This is a genomic window from Pseudomonas sp. PL-6, assembly GCF_054110165.1.
The window spans coordinates 2075202-2096590 of the sequence record NZ_CM134189.1 but is presented as its reverse complement, the minus strand read 5'-3'; the positions used below and the strand labels follow the sequence as shown (position 1 = coordinate 2096590).

The following is a 21389-nucleotide window of genomic DNA, read 5'->3' as shown; positions in this document are numbered from 1 at the left end:
AGCTTTTCCGCCCTTTCTTAAAGGATGATCGCCGCTAAAGCCCCTCCCACGGCAGGTTCTACAGCCCCATCTGCTTGGCGATGATCTCGTTCATGATCTCGCGCGTACCGCCGCCGATGGAGAGGATGCGGTTGTCGCGGTACAGCCGCTCGACCAGCGACTCGCGCATATAGCCCATGCCCCCGAGTATCTGCACCGCGTCGTAGGTAAGGCGGTCGGCGATATCGGTGGCGAAGTTCTTGGCCATGGAGATTTCCTTGATCACGCTGCGGCCCGCGGCCATCTGCGCCGCCTGGCGGTAGGTGAACTCGCGCGACACCTCCAGCTGGGTGGCCATCTCGGCCAGGCGGTGCTTGAGCACCTGGAACTTGCCCAGCGGCTTGCCGAACGCCTGGCGCTCGCGCGCCCAGCGCAGCGATTCTTCCAGCGCCAGCTGCGCGGTCATGTTGGCCATGATCGCCAGGCTTAGACGCTCGCTCTGGAAGTTGGCCATGATGCAGGCGAACCCGGCGTTCTCCGCGCCGATCAGGTTTTCCGCCGGCACCCGGCAGTCGTCGAAGAACAGCTCGGCGGTGTCCGAGGCCCACCAGCCCATCTTCTTCAGCTTGCGCCCGACGGAAAAACCCGGCGTGCCCTGCTCGATCAGCAGCAGGCTGACGCCGCCGAAGCCCTCGCCGCCGGTACGCACCGCCACCGTGTAGTAATCGGCGCGCACGCCGCTGGTGATGAAGGTCTTGCTGCCGCTGACCCGGTAGCAATCGCCGTCGCGCACCGCGCGGGTCTTGAGGTTGGCCACGTCGGAGCCGCCGGATGGCTCGGTCACCGCCAGCGCCATGATCTTCTCGCCGGCCAGCACCTGCGGCACCACCCGCTCGCGCAACGTCGGCCTGGCCCACTTGAGCACCGGCGGCAGGCCGATATCCAGCGAGCCGAGCCCGGCCACCAGACCGCCAGAGCCGCAACGCATCAGCTCCTCGCTGGCCGCCACCTTGGCGAATACATCGCCCTCGTGGCTGCCGCCATACTGCTCCGGGTAGCCGATACCGAGGATGCCCGCCGCGCCGGCCTTGAGGTACAGCTCACGGGGAAACTCCTCGGCCTCCTCCCAGTCATCGATATGCGGCAGGATCTCGCGTTCGACGAAGCGCCGCACCGAATCGCGGATCAGTTGGTGGGAATCATCGAAGTACGACTGCGGGGCGGCCATGCGGGGTTCTCCCGTTATTGTTTCTGCCACCCTAACCTAGCGCTTGCTTGGTTTTCAAGCGAGCGTTTTATTTCTGCTCGCGCAAGGCCCTTCTGACCCGCGCCTGCATCTCGTAGGCCGGCCCCTCCACGGACTGGAAATCGCGGGTGTAACGCTGGGCGAAGCCATCGCTGCCCCAGTCGCGATACTGCTGCACATGCCACAGCTCATGGGCCCAGAGCGCCACGTCGTGCTCGGCGGCCTGGTCGCTGCGAAACACCACCACATCGACCAGGGTAACGGCCTGCACGTCCGGGTTCTGCAGCATGAGGGTGGCGGCGTCCATCTCCTCGGTGATGCCCACGCGAAAGCGCACTTCGTCCAGCAACGCGGCGTCGTAGAAAGGTGCGAGCTGCGCGCGGATCATCAGCGGTAGCGGCTCGGTGCCAGCCCGCAGCGCCGCCTGACGCGACTGCAGCAGCCAGGCCTCGAGTCGTGTCGCCGCCAGGTTCAGGCCGTCCTCACGCAGCCGAACCGGATCGGGCACGCACAGGCAGGAGCCACCCAGGCAGACCTGCACCTGCCCGCTCGGACATTGGGCCTGTGCGGCAAGCGGCGCTCCGAACACCAGCAGCAGGGCGACAAGGCGCAGGGCGGCGGCGATCGTGGGCATGGCAGAGACACGCCAGAGACTACGGCTGATCAGAGGCTGATCGGCCGGCGTCCGGCCAGCGCGTGAGCCAGGGTGCCGCCATCGACCAGTTCCAGCTCGCCGCCCAGCGGCATGCCGTGGGCGATGCGCGAGGCGACCAGCCCCTTGCCGGCCAGCAACTGGGCGATGTAGTGGGCCGTGGCCTCGCCTTCCACCGTCGGGTTGGTGGCCAGGATCACTTCGCTGAAGCTGCCGGCGGCGATGCGCTCGAGCAGTTCGGGGATGCCGATGGCCTCCGGGCCCAAACCGTCGAGCGGCGACAGATGGCCCTTGAGCACGAAGTAGCGGCCGCGATAGCCGGTGTGCTCCACCGCATGCACGTCCATCGGCCCTTCCACCACGCACAGCAGGCTGTCGTCGCGGCGCTCGTCGAGGCACAGCTGGCACAGCTCGTCCTCGCTCAGGCTGCGGCAGCGCTTGCAGTGGCCGACCCCCTCCATCGCCGCATTCAGCGCCTGGGCCAGGCGCAGGCCACCGCTGCGGTCGCGTTCGAGCAGCTGCAGGGCCATGCGCTGGGCGGTCTTCTGTCCCACCCCGGGGAGGATGCGCAGGGAGTCGATCAGTTGACGGATCAGGGGGCTGAAGCTCATGGGGTTCCTACAGGTTCGTAGCCCGGATGCAATCCGGGAAAGATGTCACTGGGCATTCCCGGATTGCATCCGGGCTACACACTTGGCGCATTTGATCCAACCGCCGCCACGGGGGCGATCAGACGGTATGCAGTACAAGGCGCGAAAGGCCCCGAGCACCGGAGTTTACGTCTGTAAATGAGGATGCTCGGGGCCTTTCGCAACGCAGTAATGCGTGCCGGCTGGGCGTCACATGCTCAGAAAGGCATTTTGAAGCCGGGGGGCAGCTGCATGCCTGCGGTCATGCCGGCCATCTTCTCCTGGCTGTTCTGCTCGACCTTGCGCACCGCGTCGTTGACCGCGGCGGCGATCAGGTCTTCGAGCACTTCCTTGTCTTCCTGCATCAGGCTGTCGTCCAGGGTGATGCGCTTGACGTCGTGGCGACCGGTCATCACCACGCTGACCAGGCCGGCGCCGGACTGGCCGGTGACTTCGGCGTTGGCCAGTTCTTCCTGCATCTTCTGCATCTTTTCCTGCATCTGCTGGGCCTGCTTCATCAGGCCGGCCATGCCACCTTTCATCATCTCGGTATCCTCGGTGTTCGGGGGTTAACTGGGGGTATCGATGGGCTCGATGCTGCCGTCGCGCACCTTGGCGGCGAACTGCTGGATCATCTGTTGCACCAGCGGGTCGGCCTGGATCGACACCTCGGCGCTGCGTTGACGCTCGGCGCGGCGACGCGCGGCGGCCTGCGCCGGGGTTTCCTGCTCGGGCTTGCGCAGCTCGATGCGCAATTTGATGCTGCGCCCCTGCTGCTGGTTCAGCGCGTCATTGAGGCGGCGCTGCTGGGTCGGGTTGAACAGCGCGCTGTGCGCCGGATCCAGGTGCAGCAGCCAATCGTCGCCATTGGCTTCGATCAGCGTGCAGTTGGCGGCGATGCTGCCGGTCATGCCGCCCAGGCCGAGCTGCGGGAACAGCGCCAGCCACTCGGCGGCCAGGCCGGTAGCCGGCTTGGCTGCGGGCAGGGGTTCGGCGGCGGCCGGCGCCGCGACCTCGGCCTGGCCGAAATCGTAATCCAGCGTCTCGGCGTCCATCTCCACATAGTCGTAATCGCCGAGCGGCGGCTCGTCCTCGTCGCCCTCCGCCGCGCTTGCCGCGGGCGGCTCGGCCGGGGCAGGCGGAGTTGCCGCTGGCGCTGCCTCGACCAGCGCTTCGGCGGCCACGACGGCCGCCACTGGCTCGACCAGGGGCGCAGAGGGCATAGGTTCGCTGGCCGGTGCGGCAAGCGCCGGCGCTTCCCAGGGCAGGTCGATTGCCGCGGCCGCTGGCTCGGGCTCGGGCTCGGGCTCGGGCTCGGCGGGCAGCGTGGCGCCGATCGCTGGGCTCGGCGGCTGAATCGGCTGGTCGGCAACAGGCAGCGGCGCTGCTACCGGCGGGGCCGCGATCACCGGTGCCGGCGCGATGGGCGCCGGCGCGCTGACAACGGCTGCGGCAGGCGCGGCGGCAATGACGGCAGCCGGCGCCGCCATAGCGGGGCCGGCCACTGGGCTTGGTTGGGAATCAGCAGTGGCCTGGCTGATCCCCAAGGGCTTTAGCGTCACCCTCGGTGCATCGTCGGCATCGGCCGGACGGAAGGCCAGCATGCGCAACAGCACCATCTCGAAGCCGCCGCGTGGATCCGGCGCCAGCGGCAGGTCGCGACGGCCGATCAGGCCCATCTGGTAATAGAACTGTACGTCTTCGGCGGGCAGCGCCTGGGCCAGCTGCAACACCCGCTCGCGGTCGCCCTGGCCGTTGTCCACTGCCTCCGGCAGGGCCTGGGCGATGGCCACGCGGTGCAACACGTTGAGCATCTCGGCCAGCACGCCGTTCCAGTCGGGGCCCTGTTCGGCCAGGTGACGCACCGCCTCGATCACGCCCCGCGCATCGCCCTCGATCAGCGCATGCAGCACGCCGTAGACCTGGCCGTGATCCAGGGTACCGAGCATGGCGCGCACGTCGGCGGCCAGCACCTTGCCCTCGCCGAAGGCGATGGCCTGGTCGGTCAGGCTCATGGCGTCGCGCATCGAGCCGTCGGCGGCGCGGCCGAGCAGCCACAGCGCGTCGTCCTCGAACGGCACGTTCTCGGCAGTCAGTACGTGAGTCAGATGCTCGACCACCCGCTCCGGCGGCATGTTCTTCAGCGAGAACTGCAAGCAGCGCGACAGCACGGTGACCGGCAGCTTCTGCGGGTCGGTGGTGGCGAGGAGGAATTTGACGTGGGGCGGCGGCTCCTCCAGGGTCTTCAACAGGGCGTTGAACGAGCTGGTGGAGAGCATGTGCACTTCGTCGATCAGGTAGACCTTGAAGCGCCCGCGGCTCGGCGAATACTGCACGTTGTCGAGCAGTTCGCGGGTGTCCTCGACCTTGGTGCGGCTGGCGGCGTCCACTTCGATCAGGTCGACGAAGCGCCCCTCGTCGATCTCCCGGCACACCGAGCAGGTGCCGCAGGGCGTCGAGCTGATGCCGGTCTCGCAGTTCAGGCACTTGGCGATGATCCGCGCGATGGTGGTCTTGCCCACCCCGCGGGTGCCGGTGAACAGGTAGGCGTGGTGCAGGCGCTGGCTGTCCAGGGCGTTGATCAGGGCCTTGAGCACATGGGTCTGGCCGACCATTTCGCGGAACGAGCGCGGACGCCATTTACGTGCAAGAACCTGATAACTCATGGAAAACCGTCGTATGAGGAAAGCAAAGTGGGCTAATCCTAGCGGAGCGACCGGCAAATTGCATCCGCCGCCCGCGCCCGCCCTCTGGCGCGCGGCACGGAGGAAAAATGTCGCTGGCTAATTCTTGACCAAGCCGTTACCATACGCCGCGTTCGTACCACGCTGTAAGTCATTCGGGCCTCGCGCCCTCTCGCTGGTTTCCCGGTTCAACGCGTAGCACGCCGCTGCTGCCGCCCTCCCCGATCCCACCTGCTGACTGATCAGGCCGACTCGCCACCTGGCGCAGTGCTTTGCCTGCCTCCGACGTACCGACCCGTTGAAGAACCGTAACATCGGAACTTTATCGTGCTAATCAAGCTCCGAGCAGGTTCATGCCAATGGCCATAGCAGGCCGACCTCATGGAGCAATATTCCGCGCACTGACGCGCAGCTGTTTTTAGGAAGTACCCAGAAAAATGAATACTCAACATCAGATTCAGGATGCCATTGGCACCCTAACCCGCGCCTTCGCGCCCTTCGACTGCCGCATCCAGGCCACTCGCAAGGGCAGCTTCAGCTTCACCCTGGTCAACCAGGCCGGCATCGCCCAGTACAGTCAGCGGCTGTACCCCGGTCAGTACAGCGGTGAATCGCTGCAGCGCGTGATCGAGCGCACCAAACAGTCGCTGACCGCCTGAACTTACCCAGGTTCCGCGGGTCACAGAGTGTCACCCTCAGGATGGAGTAAGGTCATGGAACTCACCAACCAGCAACTCGTCGAGCGTCTGTTCAGCCCGCTGCGCGCCAGTTTCAGCCCGCCGCGCCCGGATGGCAGCATCGTCCTCGCCCTGCTCGACGAGAGCGACAGCACGGTCTACAGCCGCGTGCTCGGCAAACCCCAGCTCGAAGACCGCGACGCCTTCGCCCAGGGCCTGGAGGAAATCCGCCTGGAACTGGCGGTGCGCGCCGGCAATATCCCCGCCGACCTGCGCAAGACTCTCAAGGAACAGGACAGCGTGCTCAGCTATCGCCTGGCCTGAACCTCGCAGACTGCAAAGCCCGCGCCCGTCGCGGGCTTTTTATGGCCTGCCATCCATGGCGGCCACCCTACGGGCCGTCGCTACGCGACGTTAAAAATTTCTCCCGGAAACTTTTTCTTGGGCGCAGGAAAACGCCGCCACTGGCAGATGCTGATAAAGAGAAGGAATTGCGGAGGCTCGGCGGACGCCGGAGAAACTGGAGGTGGACCCCACCAGCCACACCCCGGCACTCGATGTCACCGCTGCGGCTGCTCCCTTCCGGGCCTGACCGGGTTCACGGCTGATCAATGCGAGGGGACCGGCAGGGCCACCATAACGCTGCCCGCCTGGCGACGGGCCGCGCCATTGTAGCGACTAAACGCAAAGTTACAACCGCTTCAATCACTTAGATTCGTCGGTTGCCTATTCAGACACGGAAACGGCCCACCAGCTGGGCCAGCCCATGGGACAGCTCGGACAGGTGTCGGCTGGCGCGGGTGCTCTGCTCCGAGGTCTGCGCCGCCTCGTTGGACAGGTCGCGGATATCGCTGATATTGCGCGCGATCTCCTCGGTGACGCTGCTCTGCTCCTCGCAGGCGGTGGCGATCTGCGCGGCCATGTCGTTGATGCGCTGCACCGAATCGCCGGTGACGCTCAGCGCCTGGTCGACCCCGGCGGCCTGTTCGACGCTCTGCCGCGCCCGCGCGCTGCCCGAATGGGTGGCCTTGACCGCGTTCTGCACGCCGACCTGCAGGCGCTCGATCATCTGCTGGATGTCCTTGGTCGATTCCTGGGTGCGCGCCGCCAGGGCGCGCACCTCGTCGGCGACCACGGCGAAGCCGCGACCCTGCTCGCCAGCCCGCGCCGCCTCGATGGCGGCGTTGAGCGCCAGGAGGTTGGTCTGCTCGGCGATGCCCTTGATCACCGCCAGCACCGCGCCGATGTTGGCGGTTTCCTGTTCCAGGGTCTGGATGGTGTCGGAGGCGCTTTCCACCTCCTGGGCCAGCTGGCGAATCGAATGGATGGTGGCGCCGACCACCTCGGCGCCCTCGCGCGACTGCACCTCGGCATGGCGTGCGGCATCGGCGGCGTTCTGCGCGTTGCGCGCCACCTCGTGCACCGCCGCGCTCATCTCGGTGGCGGCGGTGCTGACCTGATCCACCGCGGCATGCTCGCTGCTGATCAGCCGATCGTTGGCCGCGGCCATGCCGGCCAGGCTCTGCGCCGAGTCGGCCACCTCGCCGGTGACCCGGCCGACTTCCTTGATCAGCGGCTGCAGCTTGTCGAGAAAGCGGTTGAAGGCATGGCTGAGCTTGCCCAGCTCGTCCTTCGACAGCACGTCGAGGCGCACCCGCAGGTCGCCGTCGCCATCGGCGATCTGCTCGATGCGGTACAGCAGGTTGTGCAGCGGCCGGGTCACCAGCAGCGGAAAGCCCAGCACCAGCACCAGCACCAGGCACACGCCCAGGCCGATGGCGATGATCAGCCCCTGCTGCCAGGCCAGTGCCTCGCCGCGGGCGATGGCGGCGGTGCCGACCGCGTTGGCGGCGCCATCTTCCAGCTCGCCGAGCTTGTCGATGGCGGTGCGCGCCGCCTCGAAATGCGCCTCGCTGTCGCCGAAGCTGAGCCGGCTGGCGCCGTCCGGATCGCTGGCGGCCAGTTCCAGAACCCGCTGCGAGGTGGCCTTCCAGCGCTCGAAACCACGGTCGAACTCGGCCACCAGCGCCAGCGCCTCGCTGCCCGGCTGCATGTCGGCGAACCTGTGCACGCGGTCGTAGGCCTGCTGCAGGTTCTCGGCATGGGCCGCCTTGAGCCCGGCGACATGCGCGCTGGCGCCTTCGCCCAGCAGGCTGCGCTCGGCGACGAAGGCCTGATAGAGGTCGCGGTCGGCGTTGAGCAGCAGGCTGATGGCGGGCAGATGGCGGTTGGTCAGGGTGGTACTGGATTCGGCCACCTGGGCGATACCGCGCATGCCGAGCACGCCCATGGTGACCAGCAAGGCGGCCAGCAGCAGGATGGGCAAGGCGATTTTCCAGCGAAAGCCGAGGTCGGCGAAGGCGCGCAGCATGATGGCACTCCGGTACTAGCCAGGTACCAGTAGCTTAGACGAGGCGCACCGGCGCACCGCCCGGCCGACCAAATGCCGCGACAAGCCGCGGCTTTCGGCTAGCCTTGGCTGGCACCCCGCGCAACTCGTCGCATCCCGCAGTCCGGCCCTGATGAGCAGTCCCGAGGCACGCGCGCACCCGTTCAGGAGCGCCCATGGCCAACCCGCACAGCCCCTTCCACCCGATCATCTACGTGCGCGGCTACGCCATGACGCCCGGCGAGATCGACCAGACCAGCGCCGACCCCTTCTGCGGTTTCAACCTCGGCTCCACCGTGTACCGCGCGGTGGCGGAGAAGACGCGTCAGCCGCGCAAGTTCGTCTTCGAGTCGCCGGTGATCCGCCTGGCCTCGGAGTTCGGCTACCAGGACGTGTACGAGGACGGCTACGACATCCTCGACCCGGAATGGGCGGCCAACCCGGACAACCGCATGGGCAGCCGCTCGATCATCGTCTACCGCTACTACGACGAGGCCTCGCGCCTGCTCGGCATCGGCAGCACGCCGAGCCTGGAGGTGTTCGCCGGCAAGCTCGGCGAGCTGATCCTCAAGGTGCGCGAGCTGGTCTGCGGCAACCCGAAGAACGCCATCGCCGCCGCGGACTTTCGCTGCTACCTGGTCGCCCACTCCATGGGCGGCCTGGTCTGCCGTGGCCTGCTGCAGAACCCCAAGCTCGACCCCAAGGGCGCAGCGAAGCTGGTGGACAAGGTGTTCACCTATGCCACCCCGCACAACGGCATCGACCTGCTCGGCATCAATCCGCCGAGCTGGCTGAGCCTGAGCGACATCAGCAATTTCAACCGCGAGCGCCTGGCCGGCTTCCTCGGCCTGGAGGCCGCCTACCAGGCCACCGAGCGGGTCGACTGGCTGCCCGAGGCGCGCTTTGCGTCCAAGCGCTTCTTCTGCATGGTCGGCACCAACCGCCTGGACTACGAGGCCGGCCTGGGCCTGTCGCGCACCTTCGCCGGCCACGGCAGCGACGGCCTGGTGCGCATCGACAACGCCACCCTGTGCGGCCTCGACACCCAGGGCAAGCCGGGCGCGCCCTGCGCCAAGGCCTTCGCCTACCGCGCGCATTCCGGCTACTTCGGCATAGTCAACAGCGAGGAGGCCTACCAGAACCTCAGCCGTTTCCTGTTCGGCGACGTGCGCGTGGACATCTGGGCCGAGGTCGACGCCATCGCGCTGCCCAAGGAACTGCGCAAGGCCGAGGCCCAGGGCCAGACGGTCAACGCCCTGTATCAGTTCGAGGTGCTCGCCGCGCCGCGCGGCAAGCTGTGGTACCTCAGCCGGCGCACCGCCGAGGAGGACTCGGTGGCCTGCCTGGCGCACCAGCACTGGCTCAAGGCGCCGAAGCAGCATGGCAAGCTGTACCTCGGCAGTCTGTTTCTCGCCGACCGCGCGCGGGTCAACCAGCGGCGCAAGGGCCTGGCCTACACCCTGACGTTCAACGTGCGGGTGCCGGACTACGAGGTGGAGCGCAAACTCTGGGTCAACCAGCACTACGAGGGCAGCTACCTGTTCCGCAACAGCCTGGTGCTGGAAATCACCCCGCCCGGCGCCGCCGGCGGCGACTGGCAGGTGCACCACGCCTGGCAGAACCAGGGCGTGCATGCCGCCAACCAGGCACTCGGCGGCACCCTGCAGGCCGACGGCAGCCTGGAAATTCGCCTGCCCTTCGACAGCGCCAGCGAGCCGGGCATCCGCGGCCAGCTGCGCTTTTTGCTCGCCCGCTGGAACCAGCAGCCCGGAGCCGACGACTAATGCCAGTTCACCGCCGCGCCCGAGCGCCGGCTTTTGTGCTAGCGTTCCCCCGCTTTCGGCCACAGCGCCCGGGCCAGAGAGGCCCGGCGCCGCGGCCGAAACCCTCACCCGAAAATGGAGTTACATCATGGCAATCACCAAAGACCAACTGATCGGCGACCTGGCCGAGGCCATCGACCTGCCGAAGACCTCGGTACGCGCCCTGCTCGATCAGCTGGGCGAAATTGTCAGCGACGCGCTGGAAAACGACGGCGAGATCACCCTGCCCGGCGTCGGCAAGCTGAAGGTCAGCGAGCGCCCAGCACGCACCGGCCGCAACCCGCAGACCGGCAAGGCCATCGAGATCGCCGCGAAAAAGGTGGTCAAGCTGGTACCGGCCAAGGCGCTGACCGACGCGCTGAACTGAGTCCCCGCCGGCCGCGGCTGCCATCAGCCGCGGCCGACTCCCGCCCCCTCCGCCCTCCCCGCGTGCACGCACAATCACCCTGTGCGGTTTTCGACTAGAGTGAACAGGCCGGCACGCAGACGCTGCCCGCCACCTCGGCAGCCGTGAAGTTGGGGGGAACCGTGCGCACGCTGATCGCCAGTCTTTTCTGCCTACTCTGGTTGAGCGGCTGTTCGAGCCAGCCCGCCCAGGACGGCTTGCTCGCCAGATCGGCCGAGCTGCTGAGCAAGACCGGCGAGCTGATCAGCCAACAGGCGCAGAGCCTGGGCAACTGGGGCGCCTCGCAGAACAACGCGCAGTACGACCGGGAACTGGCGCAGCTGTTCGACCAGCCCTATATCGCCCCGCTGACGCATTACCTGGACCAGCATGGTAGCGACGCCAGCCGCGCCGAGCACCTGCGCCAGGTGGTGGAAGAGCGCCAGCGCCGCTGCCAGCGCGTCGCCAGTCGCTACGCCGAACGCGACAAGACCCCGGCCACGCTGCAACAGATGCGCGCCAGCTATGGCGACTCCTGCCAGGAACAGATCGAACAGTTCGCCGCCCTGCTGCCGCCTGCCCGGCCAGGCACGACGCCGCGCCCCGCCGCCAGTAGCGCCCAGCCGCGCCCCCGCGACGCGTCAACAGCCGCGCCCGTCGCGAGCGGCATCGACCGCCAGCAGGCCAACGACTGCTACCTGCTGTTCACCATCAAGAACTACAGCCAGGCCCGCGACGCCTGCCTGGGGCCGGCCGAAGCCGGCGATGGCAAGGCGCAGTACAACCTGTCGGTGATCGCCAGCAGCCTCAAGCGCTACCCCGAGGCGCTGCACTGGGCGCGCCGCGCCGCCGAAAGCTCGCCCGACGGCCGCTACCAGCTCGGTCAGCTGTACCTGCGCGGCCAGGGCGTCGAGCAGAACCCGGCCAGCGCCCTTAACTGGTTCGAGCAGGCCGCAGAGCAGGGCCTGGCACGTGCCCAGTACCAGAGCGCGCAGATGTACCAGCGCGGCCAGGGCGCCGCGCCGAACCCGAGCAAGGCCCGTCAACGCTTCGAACAGGCCGCGCGCCAGGGGCATCGCGACGCGCAGCTCGCCCTCGGCCTGCTCTACCTGCACGGCGAGGGCATCGCCGTCGACAACGGCAAGGCGCGCGACTGGCTGCTGCGCGCCGCACGCCAGGGCAGCGCCGCAGCGCAGTACCAGCTCGGCGAGCTGTATGCCGAAGGCCGCGGCGTGGCCCCCGACGCCGCGGCCGCCTTTGTCTGGCTGAGCCTGGCCCGGGACAACGGCGAGCCGCGCGCCGCAGCCAGGCTGCAGCAGCTGCGCGTGCAGCTCGACGACGGCCAGATCGCCCAAGCCCAGCTGCAGGTGCGCCGGGCCCTGGAGCAGCAGCGCTGATGCTCGCCCTGCCCCGACTGCCCGGCGTGCCGCTGAAATCCTCGAAGCAACTGCTGATGCTGCTGGTTCTGCTGCTGGTGGCGCTGTTCATCGCGGCGATGTGGGTGATGTCCTCGCTCAACCTGGACTTCTCCCAGCGCGCCATGGCCGAGCTGCGCCGCGGCCAGATCGAGGGCAGCTTCTACGCCAACCTCGGCCGCATCAACGGCCACCACCGGCGCATGGAGCAGCACACCGAGAACCTCGCGCGCATCGGCGAGTTGCTACAGCGCAATGCGCTGGCCGACGAACTGGCGGCGCAGCTGGAGCAGAAGCTGCGCGATTTTCCCGATGCCTTCGGCGTCGGCCTGTGGTACGAGCCGGGGCGTTTTCCGGCGCTGGGCGAAGCCCCCGGAATCTATGCCCACTGGAGCGCCGACCGGCGCATCGAGGTGCGCCGCCAGGCCGGCGATCCACGCCGGCAGGACTGGTACCGCAGCCTGCTGCCCAGCGAGCAGGATCGCAGCCAGGCCCTGGCCGAGCCGCTGCTGTGGAGCGCCGCCTACTACAACCCGCTGCCGGATGCCGCGGTGATCACCCTGGCCACCCCGCTGCACGACCGTCGCGGACGCATCATCGGCCTGGCCAGCAGCGACTGGCGGAGCGAGGACGTGGTGCGCCTGATCAGCGACATCAAGCTCACCCCCAACACCTTTTCCTTCCTGCTCGACCGCGACAACCGCAAGCTGAGCAGCCTCAGCGAGCAGGAAGACACCCCGGCCGCGCAGCGCATCATGGACGCCATCCTCGCCGAGCAACTGGCCCGCGCCGCCGCGCCCGGGGCGAACGGCGGCGAACGCGCACCGCTGTACAGTCGCGAGCTGCAGATCGACGGCGAGCGCTATGCCCTGCTGTTCGCCATGACCCGCGCCAACATGCTGTTCGGCCTCGGCGTGCCGCAGAACGAGATCGACGCGGTGCTAGCGCCGATGCGCCAGAGCAACTACCGCATCCTCGCCGTCACCGGCCTGGTGCTGCTGGTGCTCGGCGCCCTGCTGCTGCGCCTGATCGCCAGCACCATGCGCCAGCTGGAGGCGTCCTACACCGACCCGCTGACCCAACTGCCGAACCGCGCCCGCCTGCTGCTCGACCTCGGGCGCACGCCGCGGCCGAGCCTGATCCTGCTCAACCTGGACGCCTTCAAGGAGATCAACGGCTTCTATGGCCACGCCTGCGGCGACCAGATCCTCCGCCACCTCGGCGCGCACCTGAGCCAGCACCTGCGCCTCGACGCCGGCCAGGCGCGCCTGTACCGCCTGACCGCCGACGAGTTCGCCGTGCTACTGCCGCGCCACAGCGGCGAGCAATTGGAGGCGCGCATGGCCGAGCTGGGCGCCTTTATCCAGCGCCAGCGCCTGGACTGGCAGGGCCAGGAGATCGGTTTCAACGCCACCCTCGGCGCCGCCAGCCTCAGCGCCGACGAGGCGCGCCAGGGCCGCGACAGCCTGCTCGCCTCGGCCGCCATCGCCCTCAAGCTGGCGCGCCTGCAGCAGAAGAACCACCTGCTCTACGACCCGGCGCTGAAGATCCGCGAGGAGTACGAACAGAACCTGCTGTGGGCCAACAAGGTCAAGGCGGCGCTGCAGGACGACCGGCTGCTGCCCTATTTCCAGCCGATCCACGACAACCGCAGCGCCAGCATCGACAAGTTCGAGTGCCTGGTGCGCATGCGCGACGACGACGGCCAGGTGATCAACCCGGGGCGTTTTCTCGGCGTGGCGAAGAAGATCCGCCTGCACCGGCAGATCACCCGGGTGATGCTGGACAAGTGCTTCGAGCGCTTTCGTGAGCTGCCCTACGAATTTTCCCTCAACCTGTCCTACGAGGACCTGATCGACCCCGAGCTGAGCCGGGCGATCAAGCTCAAGCTGCAGCAGAGCGGCATCGGCCCGCGGCTGATCTTCGAAATCCTGGAGTCCGAGGGCATCGACAACTACAGCCAGGTGCGCGCCTTCATCGACGAGGTCAAGGCACTCGGCTGCCGCATCGCCATCGACGACTTCGGCACCGGCTACAGCAACTTCGAGCACCTGCTGCGGCTCAACGTCGACCTGATCAAGATCGACGGCAGCCTGATCCGCCAGCTCGACAGCGACTCCGACGCCTACGCCGTGACCCAGGGCATCGTGCAGTTCGCCCGCAGCCTGAAGATGCAGACGGTGGCCGAGTTCGTGCATTCGGCGGCGGTGCAGGAGAAGGTGCTGGCCCTGGGCATCGACTACTCCCAGGGCCAGCATATCGGCATGCCGCAGGCGCAGCTGCAGACCGCCGTGGCGCCGCAGTCACAGCGCTGAGCGAGGCTGCGGCAGATCGCGGCTACTCGACTACCTGCAACTCGGTGACGATATAGCGGTTGCCTTCCTGGCGCGCCTGGAAGCGCACCTGATCGCCGGCCTCGACGCCCTCGAGCAGACTGGCCGGCTGCACCTCGAAGACCATGGTCATCGGCGGCATGCCGATGCTGGCGATGGGACCGTGGCGCAGGGTGATCTTCTGCGTGGCGGCGTCCACCTTGCGCACCTCGCCCTGGCTCAGCGGCGCGGGGTCGGCGGCCTGCAGCGGCAGGCTGAATAGGGCGGCCAGTGCCGCGATCATCAGTTGCTTCTTCATGCGTGTTTCCTCTCTTAGGTCAGTCGGCCAGCACACGGATGGTGCCAACCATGCCGGCCTGGTAGTGGCCGGCGATCAGGCAGGCGAAATCGAATTCGCCGGCGCGGTTGAAGGTCCAGATCATCTCGCCGCTCTGCCCCGGCGCGATGTGGGCCATATAGGGCTCGTCGTGCTCCATGCCGGGAAACCTGGCCATCAGCGCGGCGTGCTCGTCCAGTTCGGCGCGGGTGCCGATGACGAATTCATGGAGCATCTGCCCGTCGTTGCGGTGGACGAAACGGATGGTCTCGCCCTGCCTGACCTGCAGATGGTCCGGGGTGAAGCGCATCTGGTCGGTCATGCGGATCTCGATGGTGCGGTCGACCTGCGCCGCATCGCCGGCAATGCCCCAGGGTTTCTGCTCCTTGATCGTCGCGGCGGCCTGATGGCCCTTGTGCGCCTCGCTGTGGGCCAGCGCCGCCGGGCTGCCCAGTAATCCGCCCAGGGTCAGTACCAGTAGCTGTAGTGATTTCATCGATCCATTTCCTCAAATTGCGTTATGGCCGGGCGGCACATGCCAACCCGATCCCCGTCAATGCCCGGCATGCCCGCCTGGCTTGCGCACCTGCACTTCCACCGGCGTCTCGAGCGGCTGCTTGAGCGGCATCGACTGGCCGCCGCCGTCGTGCGAGCGGCTCGGGCTGGCCAGTGCGCCCTTCCACTCATGGGCCACCGTTCCGGCCGGATGCTTGAACCAGCCCGGGTCGCGGTAGTCGCCGGCGGCCTGCTCCTTGCGCACCTTGAGCATGGTGAACATGCCGCCCATCTCCACCGAGCCGAACGGGCCGTCGCCGGTCATCATCGGTACGGTGTTGTCGGGTAGCGGCATCTGCATTTCCGCCATGTCGGCCATGCCGCGCTCGCCCATCACCATGTAGTCCGGCACCAGCTTGGCGATCTTGCGGGTCATGTCGCGGTGATCGACGCCGACCAGGGTCGGCACGTCGTGGCCCATGGCGTTCATGGTGTGGTGGCTCTTGTGGCAGTGCAGCGCCCAGTCGCCCTCCTCGTCGGCGATGAACTCGAGCTGGCGCATCTGCCCCACCGCCACGTCGGCGGTCACCTCCGGCCAGCGCGAGCCGACCGGGGTCGGCCCGCCGTCGGTGCCGGTGACCTCGAACTCGTGACCGTGCAGGTGGATCGGGTGGTTGGTCATGGTCAGGTTGCCGACGCGCAGGCGCACGCGCTCGCCCTGGCGCGCCACCAGCGGGTCGATGCCGGGAAACACGCGGCTGTTGAAGGTCCACAGGTTGAAGTCGAGCATCTGCATGATCTTCGGCGTGTAGGCGCCCGGCTCGATGTCGTAGGCGCTGAGCAGGAAGCAGTAGTCGCGGTCCACCTCGCTGATCAGCGGATGATGCTCCTTGGGGTGGGTGACCCAGAAGCCCATCATGCCCATGGCCATCTGCACCATCTCGTCGGCGTGCGGGTGGTACATGAAGGTGCCGGGGCGACGGGCGACGAACTCGTAGACGAAGGTCTTGCCCACCGGGATCGCCGGCTGGGTCAGGCCCGCGACGCCGTCCATGCCGTTGGGCAGGCGCTGGCCGTGCCAGTGGATGCTGGTGTGCTCGGGCAGCTTGTTGGTGACGAAGATGCGCACCCGGTCGCCCTCCACCACCTCGATGGTCGGCCCCGGCGACTGGCCGTTGTAGCCCCACAGGTGGGCCTTGTAGCCGGGCGCCAGCTCGCGTACCACCGGCTCGGCGACCAGGTGGAACTCCTTGACGCCGTTGTTCATCCGCCACGGCAGGGTCCAGCCGTTGAGGGTGACCACCGGGTTGTAGGGCCGCCCGCTGCCCGGCTGCAGCGGCGGTTGGGTGTCGGCGCTGGCCTGCAGCACCGGCTCGGGCAGGGCCGCCATGGCCACCCGGCTGACCGCCGAAGTGGCCACCGCAGCGCCGATGGCGCCGGCCCCGAGAAAGAAATCGCGTCGTGAAACCATCTGGGAATTTCCTTGTTCAGTGGCCGGCGGCGGCCGGCTCGGCAGCAGCGGCAGGCGCCGCGCCGAGCGAGGGATTGGGCGCGCCCAACAGGGCCATGTCGAGGTCGGCGCGAGCCAGCCAGAAGTCGCGTTGCGCCTGCAGGTAGCCGTCCACCGCCTGCACCTGGCGGCGCGCATCGGCGAGCAGGTCGAAGGTGCTGATGAACATGCCGTTGTAGCGCAGCAGGTTTTCCTCGGCGATGCGCTGGCGCAGCGGCAGCACCTCGGCGCGGTAGTGCTGCGCCAGCTCGAAGGCATTGCGGTAGGCGTGGTAGGCCTCGCGCACCTGCGAGCGGGCGTTGATCGCCGTCTCGGCGGCGCGGTTGAGCGCCTGGCGATACTGCGCCTCGGCCCGCGCCACCTTGGCCCCGCTCCAGTCGAACAGCGGCAGCTCGACGCTGATCTCGTAGCCACGCTGGGTCGGCTCCTCGTTGGAGCGGTTGTTGACCACACCCAGCTCCAGCACGTTGATGAAGCGCGTGGTGCGGGTCAGACCGAGGTTCTGCGCCAGGCGCTCGGCATCCAGGCGCACGGCCTGGATGTCCTGGCGCTGGCTCATGGCCAGGCGCTCCACGTCCGGCAGCTGGTCGGCGCTGTTCGGCAACGCCGGCAGGCGTTCGGGCAGGCGGTAGTCGAGCTGCTCGCCCCACAGGCCGAGCAGGCGGGTCAGCTGCTCGCGGCTGCGCACCCGCGCCTGTTCGGCCTGGATCAGGCCGATGCCGGCCTCGGCGTAGAAGTTCTGCTGCTCGGCCTGCTGCAGCTTGCTGAAGTTGCCCACCGCGGCCAGGCGCCGGGCCAGCTCGGCGCCGGCTTCGGCGGCGTCCAGCACCTGCCGCGCGTAGACCAGGCTCTCCTCGGCGGCGACCGCCTGGTACCAGGCCTTGCGCGTCTCGCTGGCCAATTCGAACACCGCCAGGCTGGTCTGCCGCTGCAGCTGCTCGAAGCGCCGCCCTTCCAGGCGCGAGGTCAGCGGCAGGGCGATCAGGCGCGCCAGGTTCAGGTGCAGGCCGCGCTCGTATTCGACCTCGCTGCCCTTCTCCAGACGGCCGTAGGAGAAGCCGGGATTGGGCAGGCGCCCGGCCTGCACGCGCTCGGCCTCGCCGATGCCCAGCTCGTCGAAGGACGCCTGCAGGCCGCGATTGTTGAGCAGCGCCAGCTGCACCGCGGCGTCCAGGCTAAGGGGTTCGGCCAGCAGCTCGGCGACGCGCGCCTCGATCTGCCCGCGCCCGGCCTCGTCCCGCGCCCACAGCAGCTGCTTGTCCAGCTGGCGCTCGGCGTTTTGCTGCACCGGGTCGAAACCGCCGTCCTGGCTGAAGCCGGCGCAACCGGCCAACAGCAGCGCGGCGCAGAGCAGCACGGCGGATTTAATGGTGGTCATGGCCACCTCCCTCGGCGGGCTCGGCACCCTGCTCGGTCGGCTGCTCCCAGCCCTCCATGCTGTAGGTGCGCCAGCCGCCGATACGGCCGACCAGATCGTTGGCCGCACGCCAGTCCTGCAACGGCTCGTCGGCCTGGGCGCGGTAGTCTTGCAGAGGGGAACGGTAATCCTGCGCCGGCACGGCGGCGTTGGCGTCCAGCGGATCGGGCTGGGCCGCCATCAGGATGCCGGGCAGCGCCAGGGCAGCGATGCCCAGCAGCCATCCGGCAAGGGAATGCAAAGTCATGATGTGTTCTCGCGTACGGCGGCCAGGCGGCCGCGTGAGCTACAGGCGCCGCAGGACGGCGCTACCTAAGGGGCTCAGGCGAGAGAAAGACGCGGGGGGCGTTCGGGCGTGTCGGCCACGCCGACGATAAGGCGGTCGGGCCAGGCTACGGCCGGTTCGACGGTTTGCAGGGCAGAGTCGTTCAGAAACGGCTGGCTGGGCGCGGCGACGCCGACGCAGAAGGCGCACAGGGTACAGAGGCTGCCATCGCCGGGAGCCTCGCTGCTGGCAGCAGGCGCGTCATCCTGATGCGCGTCATGCGCGCTATCGGCCGTCATGTCGTGGTGCTCGCCATGCTCGCTGCCGCTCATCTGCAGGGCGCCGCTGCGATGCACCTGCTCGCACAACTGCATGCCGAGCGCCGCCATGGCCTGTGCCGGCAGGGCCAGCATCAGCATCCAGATCAGGGCGGTACGCAGGGATTTGCGCATAGGGGTCGCGAGGCCAGAGTCAGAGGGCGATGGGGCGGATTATCCGCGCGCTGGCCGCTTTGTCCAGCACTACAAGCTCAGATGCCCGGCATACAGGCCGTAGCCGGCCAGCGCGGCGGTCAGCACTACGGCGGCGAAGATCGGCCATTCGAAGCGGGTGAACAGCATCTGCCCCTGCTCGCGCTTGGCCTTGAGAAACAGCAGCGCCCCCGGAGCATAGAGCAGCGCCGACAGCAGCAGGTACTTGACCCCGCCGGCATACAGCAGCCAGATCGCGTAGCCCACCGCCAGCAGGCCGATCGCCAGGTCCTTGCGGCGTAGCCTGGCCTGGCCTTCGTAGGTCTCGCCGCGCAGCGCCAGCAGCAGCGCATAGACCGCCGACCACAGGTAGGGCACCAGGATCATCGACGAGGCCAGGTAGATCAGCGACAGGTAGGTGCCCTGGGAAAACAGGGTGATCAGCAGAAACAGCTGGATCATGCCGTTGGTCAGCCACAGCGCGTTGACCGGCACCTGATTGGCGTTCTCCCGGCGCAGGAAGGCCGGCATGGTGCCGTCCTTGGCGGAGACGAAGAGGATTTCGGCGCACAGCAGCGCCCAGGACAGCAGCGCACCGAGCAGCGACACCGCCAGGCCGATGCTGATCAGCACCGCGCCCCAGCGCCCCACCACATGCTCCAGCACCCCGGCCATGGACGGGTTCTGCAGCGCCGCCAGCTCGGGCTGGCTCATCACCCCCAGCGACAGCAGGTTGACCAGCATCAAGAGCGCCAGCACGCCGAGAAAACCCATCACCGTGGCCTTGCCCACATCGCGGCGGCGCTCGGCGCGCGACGAGTACACGCTCGCCCCTTCGATGCCGATGAACACGAACACGGTGACCAGCATCATGTTGCGCACCTGCTCCAGCACGCCGCCGAACTGCGGATTGCTGCGGCCCCAGATGTCACGGGTGAAGATGTCGCGGTCGAAGGCCAGGCCGACGATGACGATGAACAGCAGGATCGGCACCAGCTTGGCCACGGTGGTGATCAGGTTGATCAGCGCCGCCTCCTTGATGCCGCGCAGCACCAGGGCGTGCACGCACCACAGCAGCACCGAGGAACAGGCGATGGCCAGCGGCGTATTGCCCTGGCCGAAGACCGGGAAGAAGTAACCCAGGGTGGAGAACAGCAGGACGAAGTAGCCGACATTGCCCAGCCAGGCGCTGATCCAGTAGCCCCAGGCCGAGGAAAAACCCATGTAATCGCCGAGGCCCGCCTTGGCGTAGACGTACACCCCGCCATCGAGCTGCGGCTTGCGGTTGGCCAGGTTCTGAAAGACGAAGGCCAGCGCCAACATGCCCACCGCGGTAATGCCCCAGCCGATCAGCACGGCGCCGACATCGGCCCGTGCGGCGATGTTCTGCGGCAGCGAGAAGATCCCGCCACCGACCATCGAGCCCACCACCAGCGCGGTCAGCGACCCCAGACCCAGCTTGCGACTTTCCCCTGTCATGCCCACCTCGTCCGGACTCCAGCGACTCCGCTCTCACTCTAGCAGCCCGGCAGCAGCCTGATGCCAAAACGGCAGGCCGGTACAAGCCGGCTCGACCTCAGGGGCAGAAGATGCCCGACGCAGTAGCGCTACAGCTCCTTCAACCATCATGAGGTCAATCGCCATGCAGCCCTCCCCCAACCTGGGCGCCGGCAGTCCCGGCGTCGAACGCAACACCCAATCCTTTCTCGAAGCCCTGGCCGCCGGTGGTGGCACGCCCCTGGAACGGCTATCGCCTGCGGAAGCTCGCGCCGTGCTGGTAGGCGCGCAAGCCTCGGTCGAGGTCGATCTATCGGCCGTGGAAACCCGCGAACACAGCATCGAGGCCGCCGGCCAGATGCTGAAGCTGGTGGTGGTGCGTCCGGCAGGCAGCCAGGGCAACCTGCCGGGCTTCATGTTCTTCCACGGTGGCGGCTGGGTGCTGGGCGACTATCCGACCCACGCACGGCTGATCCGCGACCTGGTGGTGCATTCCGGCGCCGCGGCGGTCTACGTCGACTACACCCCCGCGCCCGAAGCGAAATACCCGACTGCGATCAACCAGGCATACGCGGCGACCCAATGGGTGGCCGCCAATGGCAGCCAGATCGGTGTCGACGGTTCGCGCCTGGCCGTGGCCGGCAACAGTGTCGGCGGCAACATGGCGGCGGTGGTCGCGCTCAAGGCCAAGGAAGCCGGCACACCGAAGCTGCGCTTCCAGCTGCTGCTGTGGCCGGTGACCGACGCCAGCTTCAACAACGCCTCCTACAACCAATTCGCCGAGGGGCATTTCCTCACCCGCGGGATGATGGAGTGGTTCTGGGACAACTACACCACCGACCCCAAGCAGCGTAACGAGATCCACGCCTCGCCGCTGCGCGCCAGCCTGGAACAGCTGCAAGGCCTGCCACCGGCCATGGTGCAGAGCGCCGAGATGGACGTGCTGCGCGACGAAGGCGAAGCCTACGCCCGCCGCCTGGGCGCGGCCGGCGTCGCGGTCAGCGCCGTGCGTTACAACGGCATGATCCACGACTACGGCCTGCTCAACGTGATCGCCGAGGTGCCTGCGGTGCGCACTGCCATGCAGCAGGCCGGCGCGGCGTTGCGCGAACACCTGGCCTGAGCGCCACAGCCCGATACCAGAACCGCAGTTACATCCAATCCAGGCGGCGACCGCTCTGCAATAGTCCTTTCGTCTACCCGACGG

At 67.9% G+C, this 21389-nt stretch carries 20 protein-coding genes, 1 other RNA gene and 1 pseudogene; 7 read left to right on the top strand and 15 right to left on the bottom strand.

Translation table 11 applies throughout. The features are described from left to right. Positions 1–58: 58 nt before the first annotated feature. From ACW9UL_RS09770 to dnaX, 5 genes are all read right to left on the bottom strand, one after another. On the bottom strand, positions 59–1207 hold the full coding sequence (locus ACW9UL_RS09770; protein ID WP_457790446.1) for an acyl-CoA dehydrogenase family protein: 1149 nt from the start codon (positions 1205–1207) through the stop codon (positions 59–61). A gap of 67 nt (positions 1208–1274) precedes the next feature. Then, the gene (locus tag ACW9UL_RS09765) at positions 1275–1859 is read right to left on the bottom strand and encodes an eCIS core domain-containing protein (protein ID WP_457790444.1); all 585 of its coding nucleotides are present in this window, start codon (positions 1857–1859) and stop codon (positions 1275–1277) included. Positions 1860–1888: 29 nt separating this feature from the next. Continuing rightward, positions 1889–2488, bottom strand: coding sequence for a recombination mediator RecR (gene recR / locus ACW9UL_RS09760; protein ID WP_021442697.1), 600 nt, complete (start codon positions 2486–2488; stop codon positions 1889–1891). A 236-nt stretch (positions 2489–2724) separates the two neighbouring features. Continuing rightward, positions 2725–3051, bottom strand: coding sequence for a YbaB/EbfC family nucleoid-associated protein (locus ACW9UL_RS09755; RefSeq protein WP_003240957.1), 327 nt, complete (start codon positions 3049–3051; stop codon positions 2725–2727). Positions 3052–3075: 24 nt separating this feature from the next. Then, positions 3076–5172, bottom strand: coding sequence for a DNA polymerase III subunit gamma/tau (gene dnaX / locus ACW9UL_RS09750; RefSeq protein ID WP_457790441.1), 2097 nt, complete (start codon positions 5170–5172; stop codon positions 3076–3078). A 455-nt stretch (positions 5173–5627) separates the two neighbouring features. On the opposite strand from dnaX, the gene ACW9UL_RS09745 reads away from it, so the two are divergent. Next, a complete protein-coding gene (locus ACW9UL_RS09745; RefSeq protein WP_021443250.1) occupies positions 5628–5849 on the top strand; it encodes a hypothetical protein in 222 nt (73 codons plus the stop codon). Positions 5850–5903: 54 nt separating this feature from the next. Further along, complete coding sequence (locus tag ACW9UL_RS09740; RefSeq protein WP_021443251.1) at positions 5904–6191, top strand: DUF3509 domain-containing protein; 288 nt, start codon at positions 5904–5906, stop codon at positions 6189–6191. Positions 6192–6398: 207 nt separating this feature from the next. On the opposite strand, the gene ffs is transcribed toward ACW9UL_RS09740, so the two are convergent. The 3 genes and pseudogenes from ffs to ACW9UL_RS09725 form a co-directional block, all read right to left on the bottom strand. Beyond that, positions 6399–6495: signal recognition particle sRNA small type (gene ffs, locus ACW9UL_RS09735), an RNA gene on the bottom strand. A 102-nt stretch (positions 6496–6597) separates the two neighbouring features. Continuing rightward, positions 6598–7377, bottom strand: a complete 780-nt coding sequence (locus tag ACW9UL_RS09730; RefSeq protein WP_397497514.1) for a methyl-accepting chemotaxis protein — start codon at positions 7375–7377, stop codon at positions 6598–6600. 78 nt (positions 7378–7455) lie between these two features. Beyond that, a pseudogene (locus ACW9UL_RS09725) lies at positions 7456–8238 on the bottom strand (MCP four helix bundle domain-containing protein); the annotation flags it as partial. Positions 8239–8432: 194 nt separating this feature from the next. Between ACW9UL_RS09725 and ACW9UL_RS09720 the strand changes: the two are divergent. From ACW9UL_RS09720 to ACW9UL_RS09705, 4 genes are all read left to right on the top strand, one after another. Beyond that, positions 8433–10040 carry an esterase/lipase family protein gene (locus ACW9UL_RS09720; protein ID WP_457790439.1) on the top strand — a complete coding sequence of 536 codons (1608 nt, stop codon included), beginning with the start codon at positions 8433–8435 and terminating at the stop codon, positions 10038–10040. A gap of 127 nt (positions 10041–10167) precedes the next feature. Continuing rightward, entirely contained in the window at positions 10168–10446 is a 279-nt protein-coding gene (locus ACW9UL_RS09715) for an HU family DNA-binding protein (RefSeq protein ID WP_021443254.1), read from the top strand. 161 nt (positions 10447–10607) lie between these two features. Beyond that, complete coding sequence (locus ACW9UL_RS09710) at positions 10608–11861, top strand: tetratricopeptide repeat protein (RefSeq protein WP_457790437.1); 1254 nt, start codon at positions 10608–10610, stop codon at positions 11859–11861. Continuing rightward, the gene (locus ACW9UL_RS09705) at positions 11861–14194 is read left to right on the top strand and encodes an EAL domain-containing protein (protein ID WP_457790435.1); all 2334 of its coding nucleotides are present in this window, start codon (positions 11861–11863) and stop codon (positions 14192–14194) included. Before ACW9UL_RS09710 ends, ACW9UL_RS09705 begins: the two co-directional genes overlap by 1 nt. 22 nt (positions 14195–14216) lie before the next feature. On the opposite strand, the gene ACW9UL_RS09700 is transcribed toward ACW9UL_RS09705, so the two are convergent. From ACW9UL_RS09700 to arcD, 7 genes are all read right to left on the bottom strand, one after another. Next, a complete protein-coding gene (locus tag ACW9UL_RS09700) occupies positions 14217–14510 on the bottom strand; it encodes a copper-binding protein (protein WP_122108366.1) in 294 nt (97 codons plus the stop codon). Between the two features lie 19 nt (positions 14511–14529). After that, a complete protein-coding gene (locus tag ACW9UL_RS09695; protein ID WP_457790433.1) occupies positions 14530–15024 on the bottom strand; it encodes a cupredoxin domain-containing protein in 495 nt (164 codons plus the stop codon). A gap of 57 nt (positions 15025–15081) precedes the next feature. Further along, complete coding sequence (locus tag ACW9UL_RS09690; protein WP_457790431.1) at positions 15082–16494, bottom strand: multicopper oxidase family protein; 1413 nt, start codon at positions 16492–16494, stop codon at positions 15082–15084. A gap of 16 nt (positions 16495–16510) precedes the next feature. Next, positions 16511–17911 carry a TolC family protein gene (locus ACW9UL_RS09685; RefSeq protein WP_457790429.1) on the bottom strand — a complete coding sequence of 467 codons (1401 nt, stop codon included), beginning with the start codon at positions 17909–17911 and terminating at the stop codon, positions 16511–16513. Continuing rightward, entirely contained in the window at positions 17898–18197 is a 300-nt protein-coding gene (locus ACW9UL_RS09680; protein WP_457790427.1) for a hypothetical protein, read from the bottom strand. Before ACW9UL_RS09680 ends, ACW9UL_RS09685 begins: the two co-directional genes overlap by 14 nt. A 74-nt stretch (positions 18198–18271) precedes the next feature. Continuing rightward, entirely contained in the window at positions 18272–18667 is a 396-nt protein-coding gene (locus ACW9UL_RS09675; protein WP_457790425.1) for a hypothetical protein, read from the bottom strand. Positions 18668–18736: 69 nt separating this feature from the next. Further along, complete coding sequence (gene arcD / locus ACW9UL_RS09670) at positions 18737–20164, bottom strand: arginine-ornithine antiporter (RefSeq protein WP_457790423.1); 1428 nt, start codon at positions 20162–20164, stop codon at positions 18737–18739. Positions 20165–20327: 163 nt separating this feature from the next. Here arcD and ACW9UL_RS09665 point away from each other — a divergent pair, with 163 nt between their 5' ends. Next, the gene (locus tag ACW9UL_RS09665) at positions 20328–21305 is read left to right on the top strand and encodes an alpha/beta hydrolase (RefSeq protein ID WP_457790421.1); all 978 of its coding nucleotides are present in this window, start codon (positions 20328–20330) and stop codon (positions 21303–21305) included. Positions 21306–21389 lie beyond the last annotated feature (84 nt).